The organism is Glycomyces sp. L485, from assembly GCF_022548875.1.
Taxonomy (GTDB): Bacteria; Actinomycetota; Actinomycetes; order Mycobacteriales; family Micromonosporaceae; genus Glycomyces.
Genome location: NZ_JAKZEW010000020.1, coordinates 1 through 15703, shown reverse-complemented (window position 1 = coordinate 15703; position 15703 = coordinate 1). Strand labels below are relative to the sequence as shown.

Below are 15703 nucleotides of genomic sequence, written 5' to 3'. Positions count from 1 at the left end.
ACCATAGTCGAAACCACCGACAACCGGACCGCACAGCCCCGAGGCGAGAACCGACCCCCGGTGCGACACGGGACGGCACAGAACATGGCAGGATCGACACCATGGGCGAGAGCTTCCACACCACCACGATCCGCATCACCACCGGGCCCCGCGAGACCGTCCGCGACCTCACCGGCGAATGCAAGACGTTCCTGCGCGAGATCGGCGCCCGCGACGGCCTGCTCAACGTGTTCGTCCCACACGCCACCGCCGGCGTCGCCATCATCGAGACCGGCGCCGGCTCCGACGACGACCTGCTCGACGCGCTGGCCGACCTGCTGCCGCGCGAAGACCGCTGGCGCCACCAGCACGGCTCCACCGGGCACGGCAGGGACCACATCCTGCCCGGCCTGGTCGCCCCGCACGCCACGATCCCTGTCATCGCCGGCAGCCCCGCTCTGGGAACATGGCAGTCGATCGTCATCGTCGACACCAACCGCGACAACCCGAACCGGACCGTGCGCATCACCTACCTCGGCTAGCGCGGCCGACCCCGACACCCCGACGAGGAAACCATGCGACGCACCACCGCCCGCCTGCACCTGTACAACACCATGCTCGCCCCGGGCCTGATCACCAGACGCGACGTCGACCGCGTCTTCGAAGCGATCCGGCGCAAGGCCGCAGCGGCGAACGGCGGCGTCGCCCTCACCGACGCCGACCAGACCGACCTGGCCGACCTGAAGACCCTCCTGGGCTGCTTCGCCGCCATCGAAGGGCTCTCCGGCGTCGGTTGGAGAAGCGCCCAAGACCTCGTCAAATCCCGCATCGAGAACCGCTACCGGATCAGAGGCCTCCAAGCCAAGCACCCCAAGATCCTCGACGAGCCGGTGAACCGCCCGATCTTCGTCGTCGGCCTGCCGCGCACCGCCACCACCCTCACCCACAAGATCCTCGCCCGCGCCGACGGGTGCCGCGGCCCGAAACTGTGGGAGATGTACAACCTCGGCCTCGCCGTCGACGACGCCACCCGCGCCCGGCAGATCAAGCAGACCCAAAAACGCGTCGACATGACCCTGCAGATCAGCCCCGACTGGAACATCATCCACCCCGTCGATGCCGACGGCGAAGAAGAGGACTACTTCGTCAAAGACCACACCGCGCTGCACTGCGCCGTGGCCCCCATATGGGACTACCTCGACTTCCTCACCGAACACGACTTCAGCGCCGACTACCGGCTCCTCAAAGAGGCCCTCCAGGTCCTCTCCTACGAGCGGCCCCGCGCCAGGTGGGTCATCAAACACCCCGGGAACCTGTTCAGCATCGCATCGATCCGCGAAGTCTTCCCCGACGCCGACATCGTGTGGACCCACCGCGACCCGAGCACCGTCATGGGATCGATGTGCTCCATGGCCGAGAGCCTCCACCGCCTCCACATCAAACCCGGCGCCGTCGACCTCGCCGACATCGGCCGCATGTGGCTGCGGATCCTGTCCGAAGGCGTCGCCGGCGCCCGCGACCAGCGCACCACCATCGACCGCGCCGCCATCCACGACGTCGGCTACCACTGGCTGATGTCCGACCCGCACACGTACGTGCCCGAACTGTTCGCCGAACTCGACCTGCCATGGACCGGCCGCGACAGGAGCCGCCTGGAAGCGGCCCTGTCACGGCCGATCGACCGCCGCCTGCACGAGTACACCCTCGGCCGCTACGGCCTCGACCACGCCACGATCGAACAGGCCTTCGGCGACTACGTCGAATTCGTCACCGGCCTGAACCAGCACCGCCGCTAAGCCGCCTCGGACATCCGCCGCCACTGGTCGTCGTCGAGCCGCAGCCCGATACCCGAGACGACCTCCTCCAACTGCGCCACCGACGACACCCCGACCAGCGGCACCAGCGGCGCCTCGTGCGCCACCAGCCACGCCAACACGACCTGGTTGCGGCTCGCGCCGGTCTCGGCGCACACCTCGTCGAGCACCCGCAGCCGCGCGTCGGTGCCCGGATGCCGGTACGGCTCGGTCAGCGGCTTGTGCGTGTACCGGCCCGACAGCAGCGCCGAATACGTCAGCATCGCCATCCCCGGCGTCGACCCCACGTAGTCGAGGTCCTCCGGCGCCGCATGCACGTGCCCGCCCTCGGGCAGCACCGTGGCCGGCCGCGGCCGCAGATACGAATACCGGTTCTGCATCGCCGTGTACGCCGGAGCGCCAGCCGCCTCAGCCAGGTGCCTGGCCCGCTCGACCCGCCACGCGGTGTGGTTCGACGCGCCCACGATCCGCGCCTTCCCCGCCGCCACGACCGCCGACAGCCCCGCCACGGTCTCCTCGGGCGGCGTCTGGCGGTCGTCGCGGTGCGTCCAGTACAGGTCGACGCGATCGGTTCCCAGCCGCCGCAGCGACTCGTCGATCGACTCACCGATCCGCGCGGCCGTCAGCGGCTCCGAGTGCTCCATGCCGCCGCCGGGGAACGTCGGACGCCGCCCCACCTTCGTCGCCAGCACCACCTCGTCCCGCACGCCTCGGTCGGCTAGCCACGAGCCCAGCATCAGCTCCGACTCGTCCCCGGTGCCGCCCTCGACCCAGAACATGTAGCAGTTGGCGGTGTCTATGAAATTCCCTCCCAACTCCACGAACCGGTCGAGGATCGCGTACGAGGTCTCCTTGTCCTGGACGCCGCCGAGCGCCATCGCGCCCAGACACATCCGCGAGACCTCAACACCACGGTCTCCAATGCGAATCCGCTCCATCGCGGACCCTCCTTCCCATCGATTCGCTCTCGACGCTAGGACCTGGAGTGGACTCCAGCGCAAACCCGCAGGCAGACACCGGCGAGCCGCACTCTCCGAGGCGAGCGGCTATCCTTGGGATCCGTGGTTGCCAACCTGACCTCCCCGCCCGGCTACTCGATCGGCGAATGCGCCCGCCGATCGGGCTTCACCATGGACACCCTGCGCTACTACGAACGCGTCGGCCTCATCGACGACGTCGACCGCACCAAGACCGGCCAGCGGCGCTTCACCGACGCCCACCTCGAATGGCTCGGCACCCTCAAATGCCTGCGCGACACCGGCATGCCCATCGAGCAGATGTGCCGCTTCGCCGAACTCGTCCGCGCCGGAGACGCCACCGTCGCCGAACGCATCCGACTCCTCGAAGACCACAAACACGCCGTCGACGAACGCATCGCCGACTTCGAGGCCAAACGGCGCTACATCATCGGCAAGATCGACTACTACAAGTCCGTGTCTTGAAAACCCGTGGCGGCCCGCGCACGGCGAGCACATACTCGTCACCGTGGACCACACCCGACAAGCACGCGCCATCGCCGAAGCCGTCGCCGCACAGATCGCCGCGACCACCCGCGGCATAGCGCTGACCGGATCGATCGCCTTCGGCACCGACCACCCCGACTCCGACATCGACCTCATCGCCGTCACCGACACCCCCGGCGACCTCGACGTCTTCGACATCGACGGCCGCATGGTCACCATCGGCCGCAAAACCCCCGAACAGATCGACGCCGCCTTCGACCAGCCATCGGAAGCGCCCGTCGCCGTCCCCACCTGGCGCGCCGCACACATCCTCACCGACCCCGAAGGCCTGCTCACCCGCACCAAGTACAAAGCCGGCGCCTGGCGATGGGACGCCATCGCCGCCAAAGCCGACCAATGGGCAGCCGAGGGCCTGGTCGGCCTCGCCGAAGAAGTCCACAAAGTCGCCGGCATGCTCGCCGGAGGCAACCCCCGTGCCGCCGCCGCCAACCGGGCCATCCTCGCCCTGCAACTGCCCGGCCTCATCGCCGCGGCCGACCGCATCCTCTACCGCACCGAGAACGAACTGTGGAACCTCGTGTGCGACACCGAAGGCCCCGACTGGACCGAGGCATGGGACGCCGCGACCGGCACCGCCCCGACCGACCTCGACACCTCCTGCCGCGCCGGCCTCAAGCTCTACCTGATCGCCGCCGACCGCCTCGAAGCGGTCTTCGACGAACACCAAAGACCGGTCGTGGCCACCGCCTGCCGCCTCGCCGCCAACACCTAAGCCTCGCCGAGCAGGCCCCTGGCATAGTTCACCGTCGAACGCCCATAGCGCGGCAGGTGACCGGCCAGCGCGATGAGCGCGACCGACAAGCCCTCGCGGTCGCGGCCGAGCTTCGCGAGCGTCAACGCCCGGCACATCGCGATCGCCCCGTCGTACTCGTCCGACCCGGCCGCCGCCTCGGCGTCGAGCAGTTCCAGTGCCTGCTCGGGCCGACCGGTCTCGCGCATCGACGAGGCCATCTGGATCGTCGCCTGCCGGCGCCGCGATGCGTCCAGGCCGCCGTCGAGCGCCCTGCGGTAATAGCCGATCGCCTCCCGGGTGCGGCCGGTCGAATCGTGGGCGCCGCCGATCTCGAACAGCGCCACCGGGTCGTCCGCGCACTCGGCCGCGAGCGCCTCCATCGCCTCGACGAACGCGTCCGGGGCGTAGTCGTCGAAGGTCTCCCACAGCGCCGCGGCACGCCGGTCCCAATCTGCGGTCGTCATGGCCCGCAACCTATACCGGGTCCGGTGCGCGGAGGCAGTCGGGGAGCGCCCCGATTCCAGCGAGCAGCTCCAGGCGCTCATGCCCGCTCAGGGCGCCGCAGACCGGCTCGTCACGCCGGTCGGTATCGTCCTCAATGGCCTGCCGTTCGGGTCCGGGCCGCATCTCGACGATGTCGGTGGCGCTGAGCCCGCCCCGCGCCCACGCGGCCCGGTGCGCGTCGGCCCGGTGGTACACCCGGTCGAGGACCCGGCGGATCAGTCCCGCGAAAGTCACAGCGGCTTCACTTCTGTCAAGCGGGCGAATAGGATTCACCCATGGTCGACAGTGTCGCACTTACCGCCTTGCGCGCCGAGTCGGCGCGGTTGTCGGCGGCTGCCACCGAACTGGAGACCCGACAGTGGTCGGCGCCCACCAGGTGCGTGCCGTGGGACGCCGCCGCGCTGCTGGCACACATCAACACGACCCTCGCCCGCCTCGACCCGATGCTCGACGAGTCGCCGCCTGCGGTGGCGACGGTGGACGCGGCCGGATACTACCGGGACGACGCGCGCTTTTCGGCCGCCGCCAACGCCGCCCGGATCGACGGCGCCGCCGCAGCGGCCACGATCGGCGGACCGGCGCTGGCCGCCGAATTCGACCGCATCTGGAACGGCATCGCCGCCCGGTGCGCGGGCGCATCGCCCGGCCGCCTGGTGACGACCCGCCACGGCGACCCGATGACCTTGGAGGACTTTTTGATCACCCGCGTCGTCGAGCTCGCCGTCCACGGTGTCGACTTGGCAGATGCCGCAGGCCGGGCCCGCTGGACGTCCCCTGAGGCCGCCGACGTCATCGCCGAGCTGCTCCTGGGGGATGCCGCACGACTCGACGATCTGGGCTGGGAGCCGGTCGCGTTCATCGCCAAGGCCACCGGGCGCGATGCGATGAGCGAGGCCGAGCAGGCTCGGGCCGCGCAGCTCGGCGTCACCTGGCTGGCGCTCGGCTTAGCAGTCGGCGGCGTAGCCGAGGAGCGCCTCGGCCTCGGCGGCGTCCACGCTCAGGTCCCATTCGGTCTTGACCTGCACCCACGCCCAGATGTAGGCGCAGGCGACCTCGCCGAGCTCGGGCATCCAGTCGGCGGGGTCCTTGTCGGACTTCGACCGGTTCGACGAGGCGGTGACGGCCACGAGATGCCACGGCTGGTCGAGCCCGTTCGCGTACGCCTCCCGCTCCTCGGTCGACCAGGCGTGCGCACCGGAGCCCCACGCCTCCTTGAGCGGCACGAAGTGGTCGACGTCGAGATCGCCCGACGCGGTCACGGTCTCGCCGTCGTACATCGAGACCCATTCGCCGGTCATGGCCTCGCCGCAGTCGGCGTCGCTGAGGTTCCCCGACCGGTCCTCGGCGACGAGCGTGTCCTCGCGTGCGTTGCAGCCGTTGCCGTCCAGGTCGTTCCAGTGCGGGAACAGCGACCGGTCGTAGCCTTCGTCGGCTTCCTCGGCCACGGTGAGCGCCTCGATCGCCGCGTTCAGAGTGGCGGCGTCCACTTCGACGGTGAACGGCATGAGTTCGGACTGGTCGCCCGAAGCGGCCGGGGCGTCCGCGGGCGTCTCGGTGGCCTCGGCGAGCAGGTCGTCGACCGCTTCGCAGGAGGCCAGCGCGGGCAGCAAGGCCGCCGCGGCGACGGCGGCGGCGAGGCGGGAACGGGTGGACATGCGAGGATCCTGTCTGACCGGGGACGTTGGGAAGGAGCGAGGGCAACGTAGCACATTCACGACCCGAACGACACGCCCGAACGCTGCAAGGATCGCTCGAATGATCGTATGGCTCAACGGCACTTACGGTGCCGGCAAGTCGACCCTCGCGGACCTCCTGGCACAGGCCCTCCCGGCCCGCCTGTTCGACTCCGAGCACATCGGATACCTCCTGCGGCCCATCATCGGCGACATCCCCTGCGAGGACTTCAAAGACTGGGATCCGTGGCGTGGCCTGACGATCGAGCCCGCACGGCAGGTCCTCGACTTCACCGGCGGCACCTTGGTCATCCCGCAGACCGTCCTGCAGCACCGGTACTGGACCGAACTGGTCGACGGTTTCACCGAGGCGAACATCCCGATGCGGGCGTTCACGCTCCACGCCGAGCGCGAGGTGTGGGCCGAACGGGTCGAAGCCGACACGGTCGAGACCGGCGCCAAGGCCTGGCGACTGGACCACCGCGAGGTCTACGAGCGGGCCTTGAGCGACTGGATGGCCCGCGAGACCACCGTCGTCGACACCACCGGCCTGGCCCCCGACGAGGCCGTCAAGCACCTCCTTGCGCAGCTCGGGGCCTGAAATACCCCGGGTCGATCGGTCAAGATCCCCAAAACGTCACACCGACGCGCGACGATGAGGACGACAACATCCGCACACCCGGCTAGGAGACCCGGACATGGGATACCTCGTCCTCATCGGCACCAAGAAAGGCCTGTTCACCGCCACCAGCGCCGACCGGCGCGAATGGGTGCTCAAAGGCCCGCACTCCCTCGACGCCGACGGCTTCACCGCCGTCTCGGAGATCTACGCCGTCGCCTGCGACCCCGAGACCGGCACGATCCTCGTCGGCGCCGAGTCACCGCACTTCGGGCCCAGCGTCTGGCGAAGCGACGACCTCGCCGCCACCTGGCACGAGCCGGAGGCCGCGCCGCTCGCCTTCCCGCAGGACCTGCCTTACCGGCCCTTGGACTTCTCCGAAGCCCCCGGCGTCGACCAGCCCGACTCGGACAAGAAGAACACCGTCAAACGCATCTGGCAGCTCACCTTCGGCCTCCAAGACGGCCGCGTGTGGGCCGGAGTCGAACCGACCTCGCTGTGGCGCAGCGACGACGGCGGTCAGACCTTCACGTTCAACCGCGCCCTGTGGGAGCACCCCGACCACGAGACCTGGGGGCCCGGCGGCGGGGGAGCGGCGGTCCACACCATCGTCCCCGACCCGAACGAGCCGGACACGCTCACCATCGCCATGTCCGCCGGCGGGATCTACCAGACCCACGACGACGGCCAGAGCTGGACCGGCGTCACCCAGGGCATCACCGTCGACTACGGGCCCGACCCCGAACCGGCCTCGGGCCAGTGCATCCACAAGGTCGCCCGCGACGCCGAAGGCACCTTCCTCGTCCAAAGCCACGGACCGGCCTACCGCTCGGACAAGCCCGAAGCCGGCTGGACCAACATCTCCGAGCACCTGCCGTCGAACTTCGGTTTCAACGTCACCGCCCACCCGACCCAGGCCGGCGTCGCCATGGCCTACCCGGTCTCCGACGCCATGGACCGCTTCCCGCCCGACCACCGCATCTCGGCCTGGCGCACCGACGACGCCGGCGAGACCTGGCACCAGTGGGGCACCGGACTGCCGACCGAGGCGTACTTCGGGATCGTCCTGCGCGACGCCGCCTGCCACGACAACGCGTCCGACCCAGCCTGGTACTTCGGCACCCGCTGCGGCGACGTGTGGACCGCCGTCGACGCCGACGGCCAATGGCACCCGGTCGCCGCGCACCTGCCCGACGTGCTGAGCGTCCGCGCCATGGAGACCCGCGAATGATGGACATCGACGTCAAGATCCCCGCCGCGCTCGCCAGCGAATGCGGCGGGGCCCGCCGCATCAGCGTCGCCGTCGACGACGGCGCCGACCTCGCCGGCCTGCTCGACCGCATCGAAGCCGACCACCCGAGGCTCGGGCGCCGCCTGCGCGACGAGGCCGGGAACGTCCGCCGCTTCGTCAACGTCTACATCGGTGACGAGGAATGCCGGCGTCTCAAAGGCCTCGAGACCGCCCTCGCGCCAGGTCAGACCGTCCAGATCCTGCCCTCGATCGCCGGGGGCGCCTGAAACGGCCAGGCCCGCATGCGGCCCATGCGGGCCTGAACCGGGAGCGTGAAGAGAGTTCGGCGCCCGGCGATGAATCGGGCAGCCCGGCCGCGTCCACACCAGGAGAAGACGACACCGCTGCCATCAAGGAGCCACCACCATGACCACCGACTTCCGCTACACCGTCACCGCCGACGCCGACGCCCCCGTCGACAAGATCTGGCAGGCCTGGACCGACCAGCGCCATTACGAAGCCTGGAGCTACTCCGTGCCCGGCTCGGTCGCCCTCGACGTCGGGCCCGGCGGGTAGTGGCAGGCCACCGTCGCCTCCCCTGACGGCCAGGAGGTCCCGATCACCGGCACCTACCGCGACGTCGTCGAGCACGAGCGCCTCGACATGAGCATGGACGTCCCCGGCGACGAACCCGAGGTCATGGTCCTGACCCTGACCGACCTGGGCGACGACCGCACCCGCATGGAGATCTCCCAGGACTGCACCACCCAGGAGGCCCACGACCAGGCCGAAGAAGGCAGCCAGATGCTCCTGGACTCCTGCGCCGCCTACGTCACCGCGACCTGAAGCCCCGGGATACGGCGAGGGGCCCGACCGATCGGTCGGGCCCCTCGCCGTATCCGCCTAGGATTGGCCGTTGATCGCGACCACGTCAACGACGAACACCAGCGTCTCGTTCGGACCGATCACACCACCGGCACCGGCCGCGCCGTAGCCCAGATCCGGCGGGATCACCAGCAGCCGCCGGTCACCGACCTGCGCACCCAGCAGCCCGTCGTTCCAGCCCTGGATGACCGGCGCCGACCCCAGCGGCGTCACATCGAACGGCGTCGCACCCCGATCCCATGAAGCGTCGAACTGCTCACCGGTCGACCAGTTGAAGCCCGCGTACTGCACCGACACCGCGTCACCCGCGGCCGCCTCGGGACCCGAACCCTCGACCACGTCGACCGAGAACAACTCGGTCGGCGGCTCGCAGTCAGGGACGCTCACCTCGGGCTTCGCCGAAGAATCGGTCGAGACCGACACCTCGCAGCCCGCGCTGATCTCCACCACACCAGACTCCTGTCCACTACCCTCACCGGTGCTCTCATCGTCACCGGCGCCGCAACCGGCCGACAGCGCCGCGCACAAAGCGGCCCCGGCCAGCGGCTTCCAAACTCGGCTCAATGCCACCGCAGGAAACTACCACCCGCCGCACCGGACCCGTCACCTGTCCCGAACGCGAGATCCAGGAAGTCTCGGGCAGGTGCCTCAGCACCGGATGGTGCACACGCTGGAAGATCGTCGAAGCGAGAAAACGGGTCGCCTCGCCACGAGTGGCCGGCCGGTCCACCAAGAACGCACGCAGCGGCTCGCCTCGCCCCGCCGCGAGCTTCACCGCCGCCGCCAGCGCCGTCAAACCCCTCGATTCGAGGCGCGGACGCGTCACCGCGGGAGGCGCCACCGCGTTCACCGGCGTCGTCCTGACCGGGCTCGGCCCGTACCTCCTCGTCCCCGCATCTCACCGCGGTCGCCGCCGCCTACCCGGGCGCGAAACGACGTGGCCGCCACACCGATGGGGCCGCTACGCTTCAATCAGCCAGCGACGCACCCCAGCGATCCAAGGAGCACCATGACCGCCGGGCCCACGACCCGACCAGCCCACCCGCTCAGGCGAGCGCTGACACTGTGGGGCACAGTCATCGCCGCCATGTGGCTGGTCCTGCTCGCCGACCTGGTCACTCCGGTCGCACTCACGCAGTACGGGATCGTGCCCCGCCAGGCCGACGGCATACTGCCAGGCTTCATCGCCGCGCCGTTCCTCCACGGCGGCACGGGCCACCTCATCTCCAACATGGTCCCGCTGGCAGTCCTGGGCACCGTCGCGGCGCTGCGCGACTGGCGCGCGTTCTGGGTCGCCATGGGCGTCATCGTGATCGTGTCCGACCTCGGCGTCTGGCTCACCTCGCCCCCCGGATCGGTGACCGTCGGCGCCTCCGGCATCGTGTTCGGACTCTTCGGCTACCTGCTCGGCCGAGGCGTCTTCGTGCGAAGCCTCGGGGACATCGCCATCGGCGTCCTGCTGATCCTCGTCTACGGCTCGATGGTGTGGGGCATCTTCCCCAGCCAGCCGCAAATCTCCTGGCAGGGACACCTGTTCGGTTTCCTCGGCGGCCTCGCGGCCGCATTCGCCCTCGGACGAGGCAATCGACCGACACCCGGGCCCGAGACACCGAAGTTCGGGTAGGGGAGGACTCCGGTGGGCGCACCAAACGGGTTCTCCTACAGCCAGCGCGGCGACGGCACCGTCGTCATCGTCCACCGCGGCCGGGCCGCGGCCACGCTCAGAGGTGGGCGGGCGGCCAAGTTCCTCGCCGAAGTCGACGAAGGCGACCCCGGGCTCGTCATGGCCCGCTGGACCGGCGCCTACAAGATCGGCAACGAACGCACAGCCCGGCGCCATCCCCGCAACCAGCGCCGGTAGCGCCGGTAGCGCCGGTAGCGCCAACTGTGCCGAGCCGTGCTTACTTCATGCCCCGGGCGTGGACGACGGCGACGGCAAGTCACCGAAGCGGAGGACTGCCAGAGGAAGCCATGCCGCCCCAGGAGTGCATTGGGAAGTTGCGAGGCGACCTTCGACGTAACCGGACCCTCCAAGGGATCGAACTCGGCAGCACGCCGGCCCTGCCGTCGGTCCTCATCGGCATCCTGTAGACGCGTACCCCGGCCCGTCGCAGACACAGCGAAACGGGGTGCGGCCGCTTCTGGCGGCCGCACCCCGCCGCGTACGGCTATCGGGAGTTGATGTTGACCATCCAGCTGATGCCGAACCGGTCGACGCAGGCACCGAACTCATCGCCCCATATCTGCTTCTCCAGAGGCATGGTGACCGTCCCGGACTTCGACAGTCCGTTCCAGTACCCACGCAACTCGTCGGCGTTCTCGCCGCTGAGACTGATCGAGAAGTTCCGGCCGGGCTCGTATGCCATGCCCGGAGCCGTGTCCGAAGCCATGATCACGCCCGCGTCGGACTTCAGCCGAGCATGCATCACCTTGTCCGCGGTCGCACCGGACTGGCCGAACTCACCGAAGGTGTTGATGTTCAGCTCGCCGCCGAGCACATCGCGGTAGTACTCCATCGCCTCCCTCGCATTGCCGTCGAAGACGAGATACGGATTGAGGACCGACACCATCGCAATCTCCCTTGACCTGTAGTCGTTGACCTACCGACATCGTGTCAGCGCCCATCCGCACCGGCAGAAGAATCGACGACTCGGCCGGGGAGCGTCAGTCGACGGCGGCCGCGCCGGGCCGCCTCGGGGAACACCGCCTCCGCATTCGACAGGTGCAACTCGGCCAGCGCGCCGCCGTCCCGCAGCACCGACACCGAACGCTCCGCATAGTCACCGGGCAGCGTATTGAGGACCACATCCACATCCGACACCACTTCGGTGAAATCGACCGCCGCATAGTCGATCATCTCGTCAGCGCCCAGGCTCCGCACGAAATCGTGCTTGCCCGCGCTGGCAGTGTCGATGACATGGGCGCCAAGCGACTTGGCGATCTGGACCGCGAGATCACCGAAGGCCGCTGGCTGGTCACCGGCAGCGGGCAGCTGCTGAGCAGCGTCGCGGGGGCTCTCGCCAGGGCGCAGGTCGTGGCGGAAGATCTCCGCGTCGACCAGCGCAGCCTCGACGACGCGTTCGTGGCCTTTACGGGCCGCGCCCCCGAATCCCCAGAACCCCGCCGGAAGGAAGGCTGACCCATGCCTGCTCTCGCGAACATGGCGATTCTCGAGCTGTTCGATGGTGTGCCAGGTGTTGCGAGCCGGTCACCGTCTATTTTGGCACCAGGCGATTCACGAAGTCCGCCACGCGCGGTTCTGAGGAGTCACCACAGTGGTTATCGATGCTGGTCCCACGTTCCACTACCGGCGAGCCTGCGTACCACGCCGAAGAAGCGATCAGGGACCTCGAAAACCGGCACATCCATGCCGCTGGACCTGATCAACCGAGCGATCCTGCGGCTGCGGGTAGCGGCGATACGCACTGACCGTTTGCGGATCGCCTCGGGCACCCTCGTATCCGGATACGGTCGGTCCTGGGGTTCAACCACCGGAAACTTGCCCTCGTTGTCGAATCGGTATCCGTCCGGCACTCTGATGCCGATCATGGTCGTTTTATGTCCGCCATAGCTGTCATACCAGATCACCACGGCTTCAACGTGCTCCCAGCGGACGAAGATGCCGCTCCGGCCGGACTCAGTACGCAAGGTGATGCCCTCAGGATCGGTCGTGACTGCCGGGGCGAGAAGAAGCCCACGCCTCCAGCTCAACATGATGAAAAGGGCGAACGCAAGCATGGGAAGCGGCGAGATTGACGGCTTGATGACCAACGCCCGAATACACATAATAAGGACCACGGCAGCAAATGCCATCATAAGCCATGCGAGCCAACCAATCCAGAGTCGAACCTTCCCGAATCGATGTACCGGCGTGAGCGGGGAAACTCCATTAGCCGATCTTAGTCGGGCACCCTTGACGAGGACCTCGCTGAAGCTCAGCGTCTCCACATCGGCCATCGTCAGCATGCCGAGCGGGGCCTGATCGGGCCATGTCGATTGACCCATCAACCAGGGCAAAATCGTAGTGCGGAGAAGCATCTACGCGTCCTGCGGCCAGGAGGCGTTCACCGAGGGCCACATCGAGGCCTTCGGGGTGCTCGGTGGGCTTCCGACCCGGCATGTCCGTTACGACAACCTCTCGCCGGCGGTGACGAAGGTGCTGCTGGGGCGGTCCCGCAAGGAAACCCAGCGATGGCTGGGCTTCCGCTCACATATGGGTTTCGACGCGTTCTACTGCCAGCCTGGCGCGAAGGGTGCGCATGAGAAGGGCGGGGTCGAGCACGAAGGCGGCCGGTTCCGGCGCAATCACCTGGTCCCGCCGCCGATGGTCGACTCGCTCGCCGAGCTCAACGAGCGCCTCGCCGTCATCGACGCGGCCGAGGACTCCCGGCATGTTCACGGCAGTCTGGAGTCGGTCGGCGAGCGATTCGCGGTTGAGGCGCTGCTGCTTCGCCAGGCGCCGGTCGAGGAGTTCGAGCCGGGCACGGTCAAGACCCCCTTGACCCAGATCACCGGCACCACCCGAGTGCCCAATCCCCGCACCGCCGCAGACAGTGGCCTTGACCCGGTCGACGAGGCCATCATCGATGCCTGCATCGCCCTGCGCCTGCCCAGTATCCGCGACCACTACGCAGAGATCACCGAGCACGCCCTGCGCGAACGCTCCAACTATCGCGGTTTCCTGCTCGAGCTGCTGAAAAATGAGTGCGAGCACCGCGACGAGCGGCGCAAGGAACGCCTGATCCGCGGCGCGAACTTCCACCGCCCCAAACGCATCGAGGACTTCGACTACGGCGCCAACCACAACGTCGCCCCCGAGCAGGTCAACTCGCTCGCCGACCCGTCCTGGGTCCAATCAGGCCAGCCGCTCTGCCTCATCGGCGGCTCCGGGACCGGCAAGTCCCATCTGCTCATCGGCATCGGTACCGCCATCGCCGAAGCAGGCCTGAAGGTCCGCTACACCACCACCGCGGCCCTGGTTAACGAGCTGATCGAGGCCGCGCACGAGAAGCGCTTGACCAAGACCATCCACAAATACGGCCGCTACGACCTGCTGTGTCTGGACGAGTTCGGGTATCTCAACTTGGACAAGACCGGGGCGAAGCTGCTGTTCCAGATCTTCACCGAGCGCGAGGAGCGCCGCTCGATCGCGGTGGCCTCCAACGCGCCGTTCTCAGAGTGGTCCAAGACCTTCACCGATGAGCGGCTCTGCGGCGCCATCGTCGACCGGCTCACCTTCAAAGGCCATGTCATCGAGACCGGCCAGGAGTCCTACCGGCTCATGACCACCCTCGCCGAACGCGACGCGACCCGACCAGACACGATCCTAACCACCCCGACCACCGACCTCCGCGATCGAAACGCATCCGGCTTCGCGAACCCCCGCAAGTTACAACAGCTCGTCAGACGACGATCGCGGGAGGGAGGTCCGAGACATGGTGATCCCAAAGCGGAGGTAGCACCGTCGCTTCCCACTCCGAGTCCGGCTTGAAGTCGGTCAAGGTTCCGTCGAAGGGATACGCCCCGGCCTCGATCAACGCGATCACGCGTTCGCCCTCGGCCCTGACCGGGACTGCTTCCTCCACCGACCAGTAGTCGGGATGCCCCGTCCGCTCGGCGAACTCGTCCTCATCCTTCCATTTCCAGGATCGATCCGGTTCCACCCAGATGTCGAGCACCAGGTCGGTCATGTCAAAGCCGCCCGACCATCTCTGCGAGGGCGTCTCCAGGTTCACATACCAGCCGCAGAAGACCCCATCGGCGTCGAAGAACCACCAGATCGAATGCGAGGCGCCGGGCGGGGTGAGCCTCAGCACGTTGGTTCCGGCCCACTGTCCTGGGGAGAGCATCGTCGGCACCACGGCCAGTTCATCAACACTGAACTTGCGGACGCGTTCGCCATGCAGAGTGGTCCGCCACATGACCTGCGATCCTTCCGCGGTCCAGGTCAGCAGTCCGCGGGCGTCGTCGGCGACGACCCGAACCGCCACCGCTGATGTGATGCGGCCATCGTGATGGATGTCCCGATGAAGGATCGTCTGCCCGACCTGAAAACTCATGGCGCAAAGCCTATGACAGATAAATCCTTCAAGTTCCCAAGGCCGAACGCGTCCCAAACTTTCCACCCAACCGCGACCCAAACCACCTGTCGAAATCACCAGGTCGCCGAGTTTCGTGCCGCCGCCAAGGAAGAGGCCAAACGGCTCGCCGCCGCCCGCCGCCGTGCCGCCCGGCGAGCCCGAACCGAACTCGTGCCCATGGACGGCACCGCGGCACCAAAAGAGTCCCGCCTGGTTCCGCAGCGGCACGGCACCGATCAGTCTGGACGGCAGACTGACACCGCCCTCCGCCGTCGCGCCCGCGCCGACCTCCTCGGACTGTCCCGCCCTGCTGCGTTGCGACCCGACGCCCACACCTTGGCGTTCCCGTCGCGCCCGAGCATGCTCCGCGCCGCCAGCGACCTCATGTCCATTTCAGGTTGATCGTGCAGCTCGTGACCTGCTCGAACAGGCAGGTGAATGGTTACTGCGAACGGTGCTCTGTCGATCTGTTCGCAGTAACTCTGCATTTCTGGACGGACTCGATGGCGTGGGCGGCTGAGTCGACTCGTCGTGTCGGCTCTCGCTGAAGTTGCCGCAGTCCATCAGCGGCGATCTGCGATGCGACAGATGAAACGAGAACTGCGGCTTGGCTTCGCAGTTGGTCAGGTCGGCACCAGCTCAGATCAGCTGGTAGTAGTGAG

The 15703-nt window shown here is 68.1% G+C and carries 21 protein-coding genes and 2 pseudogenes; 12 read left to right on the top strand and 11 right to left on the bottom strand.

Translation table 11 applies throughout. The features are described from left to right. Positions 1 to 101: 101 nt before the first annotated feature. Both L0U85_RS11670 and L0U85_RS11665 read left to right on the top strand, forming a co-directional pair. A complete protein-coding gene (locus tag L0U85_RS11670; protein ID WP_241377936.1) occupies positions 102 to 521 on the top strand; it encodes a secondary thiamine-phosphate synthase enzyme YjbQ in 420 nt (139 codons plus the stop codon). Positions 522 to 554: 33 nt separating this feature from the next. Next, the gene (locus L0U85_RS11665) at positions 555 to 1775 is read left to right on the top strand and encodes a sulfotransferase (RefSeq protein WP_241377935.1); all 1221 of its coding nucleotides are present in this window, start codon (positions 555 to 557) and stop codon (positions 1773 to 1775) included. Here the strand turns inward: L0U85_RS11665 and L0U85_RS11660 are convergent. Next, positions 1772 to 2731 (bottom strand): aldo/keto reductase, encoded by a 960-nt coding sequence (locus L0U85_RS11660; protein WP_241377934.1) that lies wholly within the window; start codon positions 2729 to 2731, stop codon positions 1772 to 1774. The two genes, L0U85_RS11665 and L0U85_RS11660, sit on opposite strands and share 4 nt — an antisense overlap. A gap of 123 nt (positions 2732 to 2854) precedes the next feature. On the opposite strand from L0U85_RS11660, the gene L0U85_RS11655 reads away from it, so the two are divergent. Further along, positions 2855 to 3235, top strand: a complete 381-nt coding sequence (locus L0U85_RS11655; RefSeq protein WP_241377933.1) for a MerR family transcriptional regulator — start codon at positions 2855 to 2857, stop codon at positions 3233 to 3235. Between the two features lie 43 nt (positions 3236 to 3278). Continuing rightward, the gene (locus tag L0U85_RS11650; protein ID WP_241377932.1) at positions 3279 to 4028 is read left to right on the top strand and encodes a nucleotidyltransferase domain-containing protein; all 750 of its coding nucleotides are present in this window, start codon (positions 3279 to 3281) and stop codon (positions 4026 to 4028) included. On the opposite strand, the gene L0U85_RS11645 is transcribed toward L0U85_RS11650, so the two are convergent. The 4 genes from L0U85_RS11645 to L0U85_RS11630 all read right to left on the bottom strand — a co-directional run bounded on the left by L0U85_RS11645 (position 4025) and on the right by L0U85_RS11630 (position 6208). Then, complete coding sequence (locus L0U85_RS11645; protein WP_241377931.1) at positions 4025 to 4513, bottom strand: tetratricopeptide repeat protein; 489 nt, start codon at positions 4511 to 4513, stop codon at positions 4025 to 4027. The two genes, L0U85_RS11650 and L0U85_RS11645, sit on opposite strands and share 4 nt — an antisense overlap. Before the next feature lie 10 nt (positions 4514 to 4523). Beyond that, positions 4524 to 4787, bottom strand: coding sequence for a hypothetical protein (locus L0U85_RS11640; protein WP_241377930.1), 264 nt, complete (start codon positions 4785 to 4787; stop codon positions 4524 to 4526). A gap of 259 nt (positions 4788 to 5046) precedes the next feature. Next, the gene (locus L0U85_RS11635; RefSeq protein WP_241377929.1) at positions 5047 to 5346 is read right to left on the bottom strand and encodes a hypothetical protein; all 300 of its coding nucleotides are present in this window, start codon (positions 5344 to 5346) and stop codon (positions 5047 to 5049) included. Between the two features lie 151 nt (positions 5347 to 5497). After that, positions 5498 to 6208, bottom strand: coding sequence for an HNH endonuclease family protein (locus L0U85_RS11630; protein ID WP_241377928.1), 711 nt, complete (start codon positions 6206 to 6208; stop codon positions 5498 to 5500). 100 nt (positions 6209 to 6308) lie between these two features. Between L0U85_RS11630 and L0U85_RS11625 the strand changes: the two genes are divergently transcribed. From L0U85_RS11625 to L0U85_RS11610, 4 genes and pseudogenes are all read left to right on the top strand, one after another. Then, entirely contained in the window at positions 6309 to 6827 is a 519-nt protein-coding gene (locus L0U85_RS11625) for an AAA family ATPase (RefSeq protein ID WP_241377927.1), read from the top strand. A gap of 97 nt (positions 6828 to 6924) precedes the next feature. Beyond that, entirely contained in the window at positions 6925 to 8076 is a 1152-nt protein-coding gene (locus L0U85_RS11620) for an exo-alpha-sialidase (protein ID WP_241377926.1), read from the top strand. Continuing rightward, positions 8073 to 8363, top strand: a complete 291-nt coding sequence (locus L0U85_RS11615; protein ID WP_241377925.1) for a MoaD/ThiS family protein — start codon at positions 8073 to 8075, stop codon at positions 8361 to 8363. Before L0U85_RS11620 ends, L0U85_RS11615 begins: the two co-directional genes overlap by 4 nt. A gap of 139 nt (positions 8364 to 8502) precedes the next feature. Then, positions 8503 to 8922: pseudogene (locus L0U85_RS11610) on the top strand (SRPBCC domain-containing protein). 57 nt (positions 8923 to 8979) lie between these two features. Here the strand turns inward: L0U85_RS11610 and L0U85_RS11605 are convergent. Together L0U85_RS11605 and L0U85_RS11600 are read right to left on the bottom strand one after the other, a co-directional pair. Further along, positions 8980 to 9411, bottom strand: a complete 432-nt coding sequence (locus L0U85_RS11605; RefSeq protein ID WP_241377924.1) for an FKBP-type peptidyl-prolyl cis-trans isomerase — start codon at positions 9409 to 9411, stop codon at positions 8980 to 8982. A gap of 40 nt (positions 9412 to 9451) precedes the next feature. Continuing rightward, the gene (locus tag L0U85_RS11600; RefSeq protein WP_241377923.1) at positions 9452 to 9811 is read right to left on the bottom strand and encodes a hypothetical protein; all 360 of its coding nucleotides are present in this window, start codon (positions 9809 to 9811) and stop codon (positions 9452 to 9454) included. A 159-nt stretch (positions 9812 to 9970) separates the two neighbouring features. On the opposite strand from L0U85_RS11600, the gene L0U85_RS11595 reads away from it, so the two are divergent. After that, positions 9971 to 10585, top strand: a complete 615-nt coding sequence (locus L0U85_RS11595; protein ID WP_241377922.1) for a rhomboid family intramembrane serine protease — start codon at positions 9971 to 9973, stop codon at positions 10583 to 10585. Positions 10586 to 10597: 12 nt separating this feature from the next. Further along, positions 10598 to 10822: a hypothetical protein gene (locus L0U85_RS11590; protein ID WP_241377921.1), complete on the top strand. Its 225-nt coding sequence runs from the start codon at positions 10598 to 10600 to the stop codon at positions 10820 to 10822. Positions 10823 to 11129: 307 nt separating this feature from the next. Here the strand turns inward: L0U85_RS11590 and L0U85_RS11585 are convergent, their stop codons facing one another. Further along, the gene (locus L0U85_RS11585; RefSeq protein WP_241377920.1) at positions 11130 to 11531 is read right to left on the bottom strand and encodes a VOC family protein; all 402 of its coding nucleotides are present in this window, start codon (positions 11529 to 11531) and stop codon (positions 11130 to 11132) included. 44 nt (positions 11532 to 11575) lie between these two features. Further along, a pseudogene (locus L0U85_RS11580) lies at positions 11576 to 11920 on the bottom strand (zinc-binding dehydrogenase); the annotation flags it as partial. On the opposite strand from L0U85_RS11580, the gene L0U85_RS11575 reads away from it, so the two are divergent. Then, entirely contained in the window at positions 11879 to 12100 is a 222-nt protein-coding gene (locus L0U85_RS11575) for a hypothetical protein (protein WP_241377919.1), read from the top strand. The pseudogene L0U85_RS11580 and the gene L0U85_RS11575 sit on opposite strands and share 42 nt — an antisense overlap. A 140-nt stretch (positions 12101 to 12240) precedes the next feature. Here L0U85_RS11575 and L0U85_RS11570 read toward each other — a convergent pair whose 3' ends face one another. Next, positions 12241 to 12999 carry a hypothetical protein gene (locus tag L0U85_RS11570; RefSeq protein ID WP_241377918.1) on the bottom strand — a complete coding sequence of 253 codons (759 nt, stop codon included), beginning with the start codon at positions 12997 to 12999 and terminating at the stop codon, positions 12241 to 12243. On the opposite strand from L0U85_RS11570, the gene istB reads away from it, so the two are divergent. Next, a complete protein-coding gene (gene istB / locus L0U85_RS11565) occupies positions 12986 to 14452 on the top strand; it encodes an IS21-like element helper ATPase IstB (RefSeq protein WP_241377917.1) in 1467 nt (488 codons plus the stop codon). The two genes, L0U85_RS11570 and istB, sit on opposite strands and share 14 nt — an antisense overlap. Here istB and L0U85_RS21315 read toward each other — a convergent pair. Further along, positions 14364 to 15374 (bottom strand): DUF402 domain-containing protein, encoded by a 1011-nt coding sequence (locus tag L0U85_RS21315; protein ID WP_241377916.1) that lies wholly within the window; start codon positions 15372 to 15374, stop codon positions 14364 to 14366. The two genes, istB and L0U85_RS21315, sit on opposite strands and share 89 nt — an antisense overlap. Positions 15375 to 15703 lie beyond the last annotated feature (329 nt).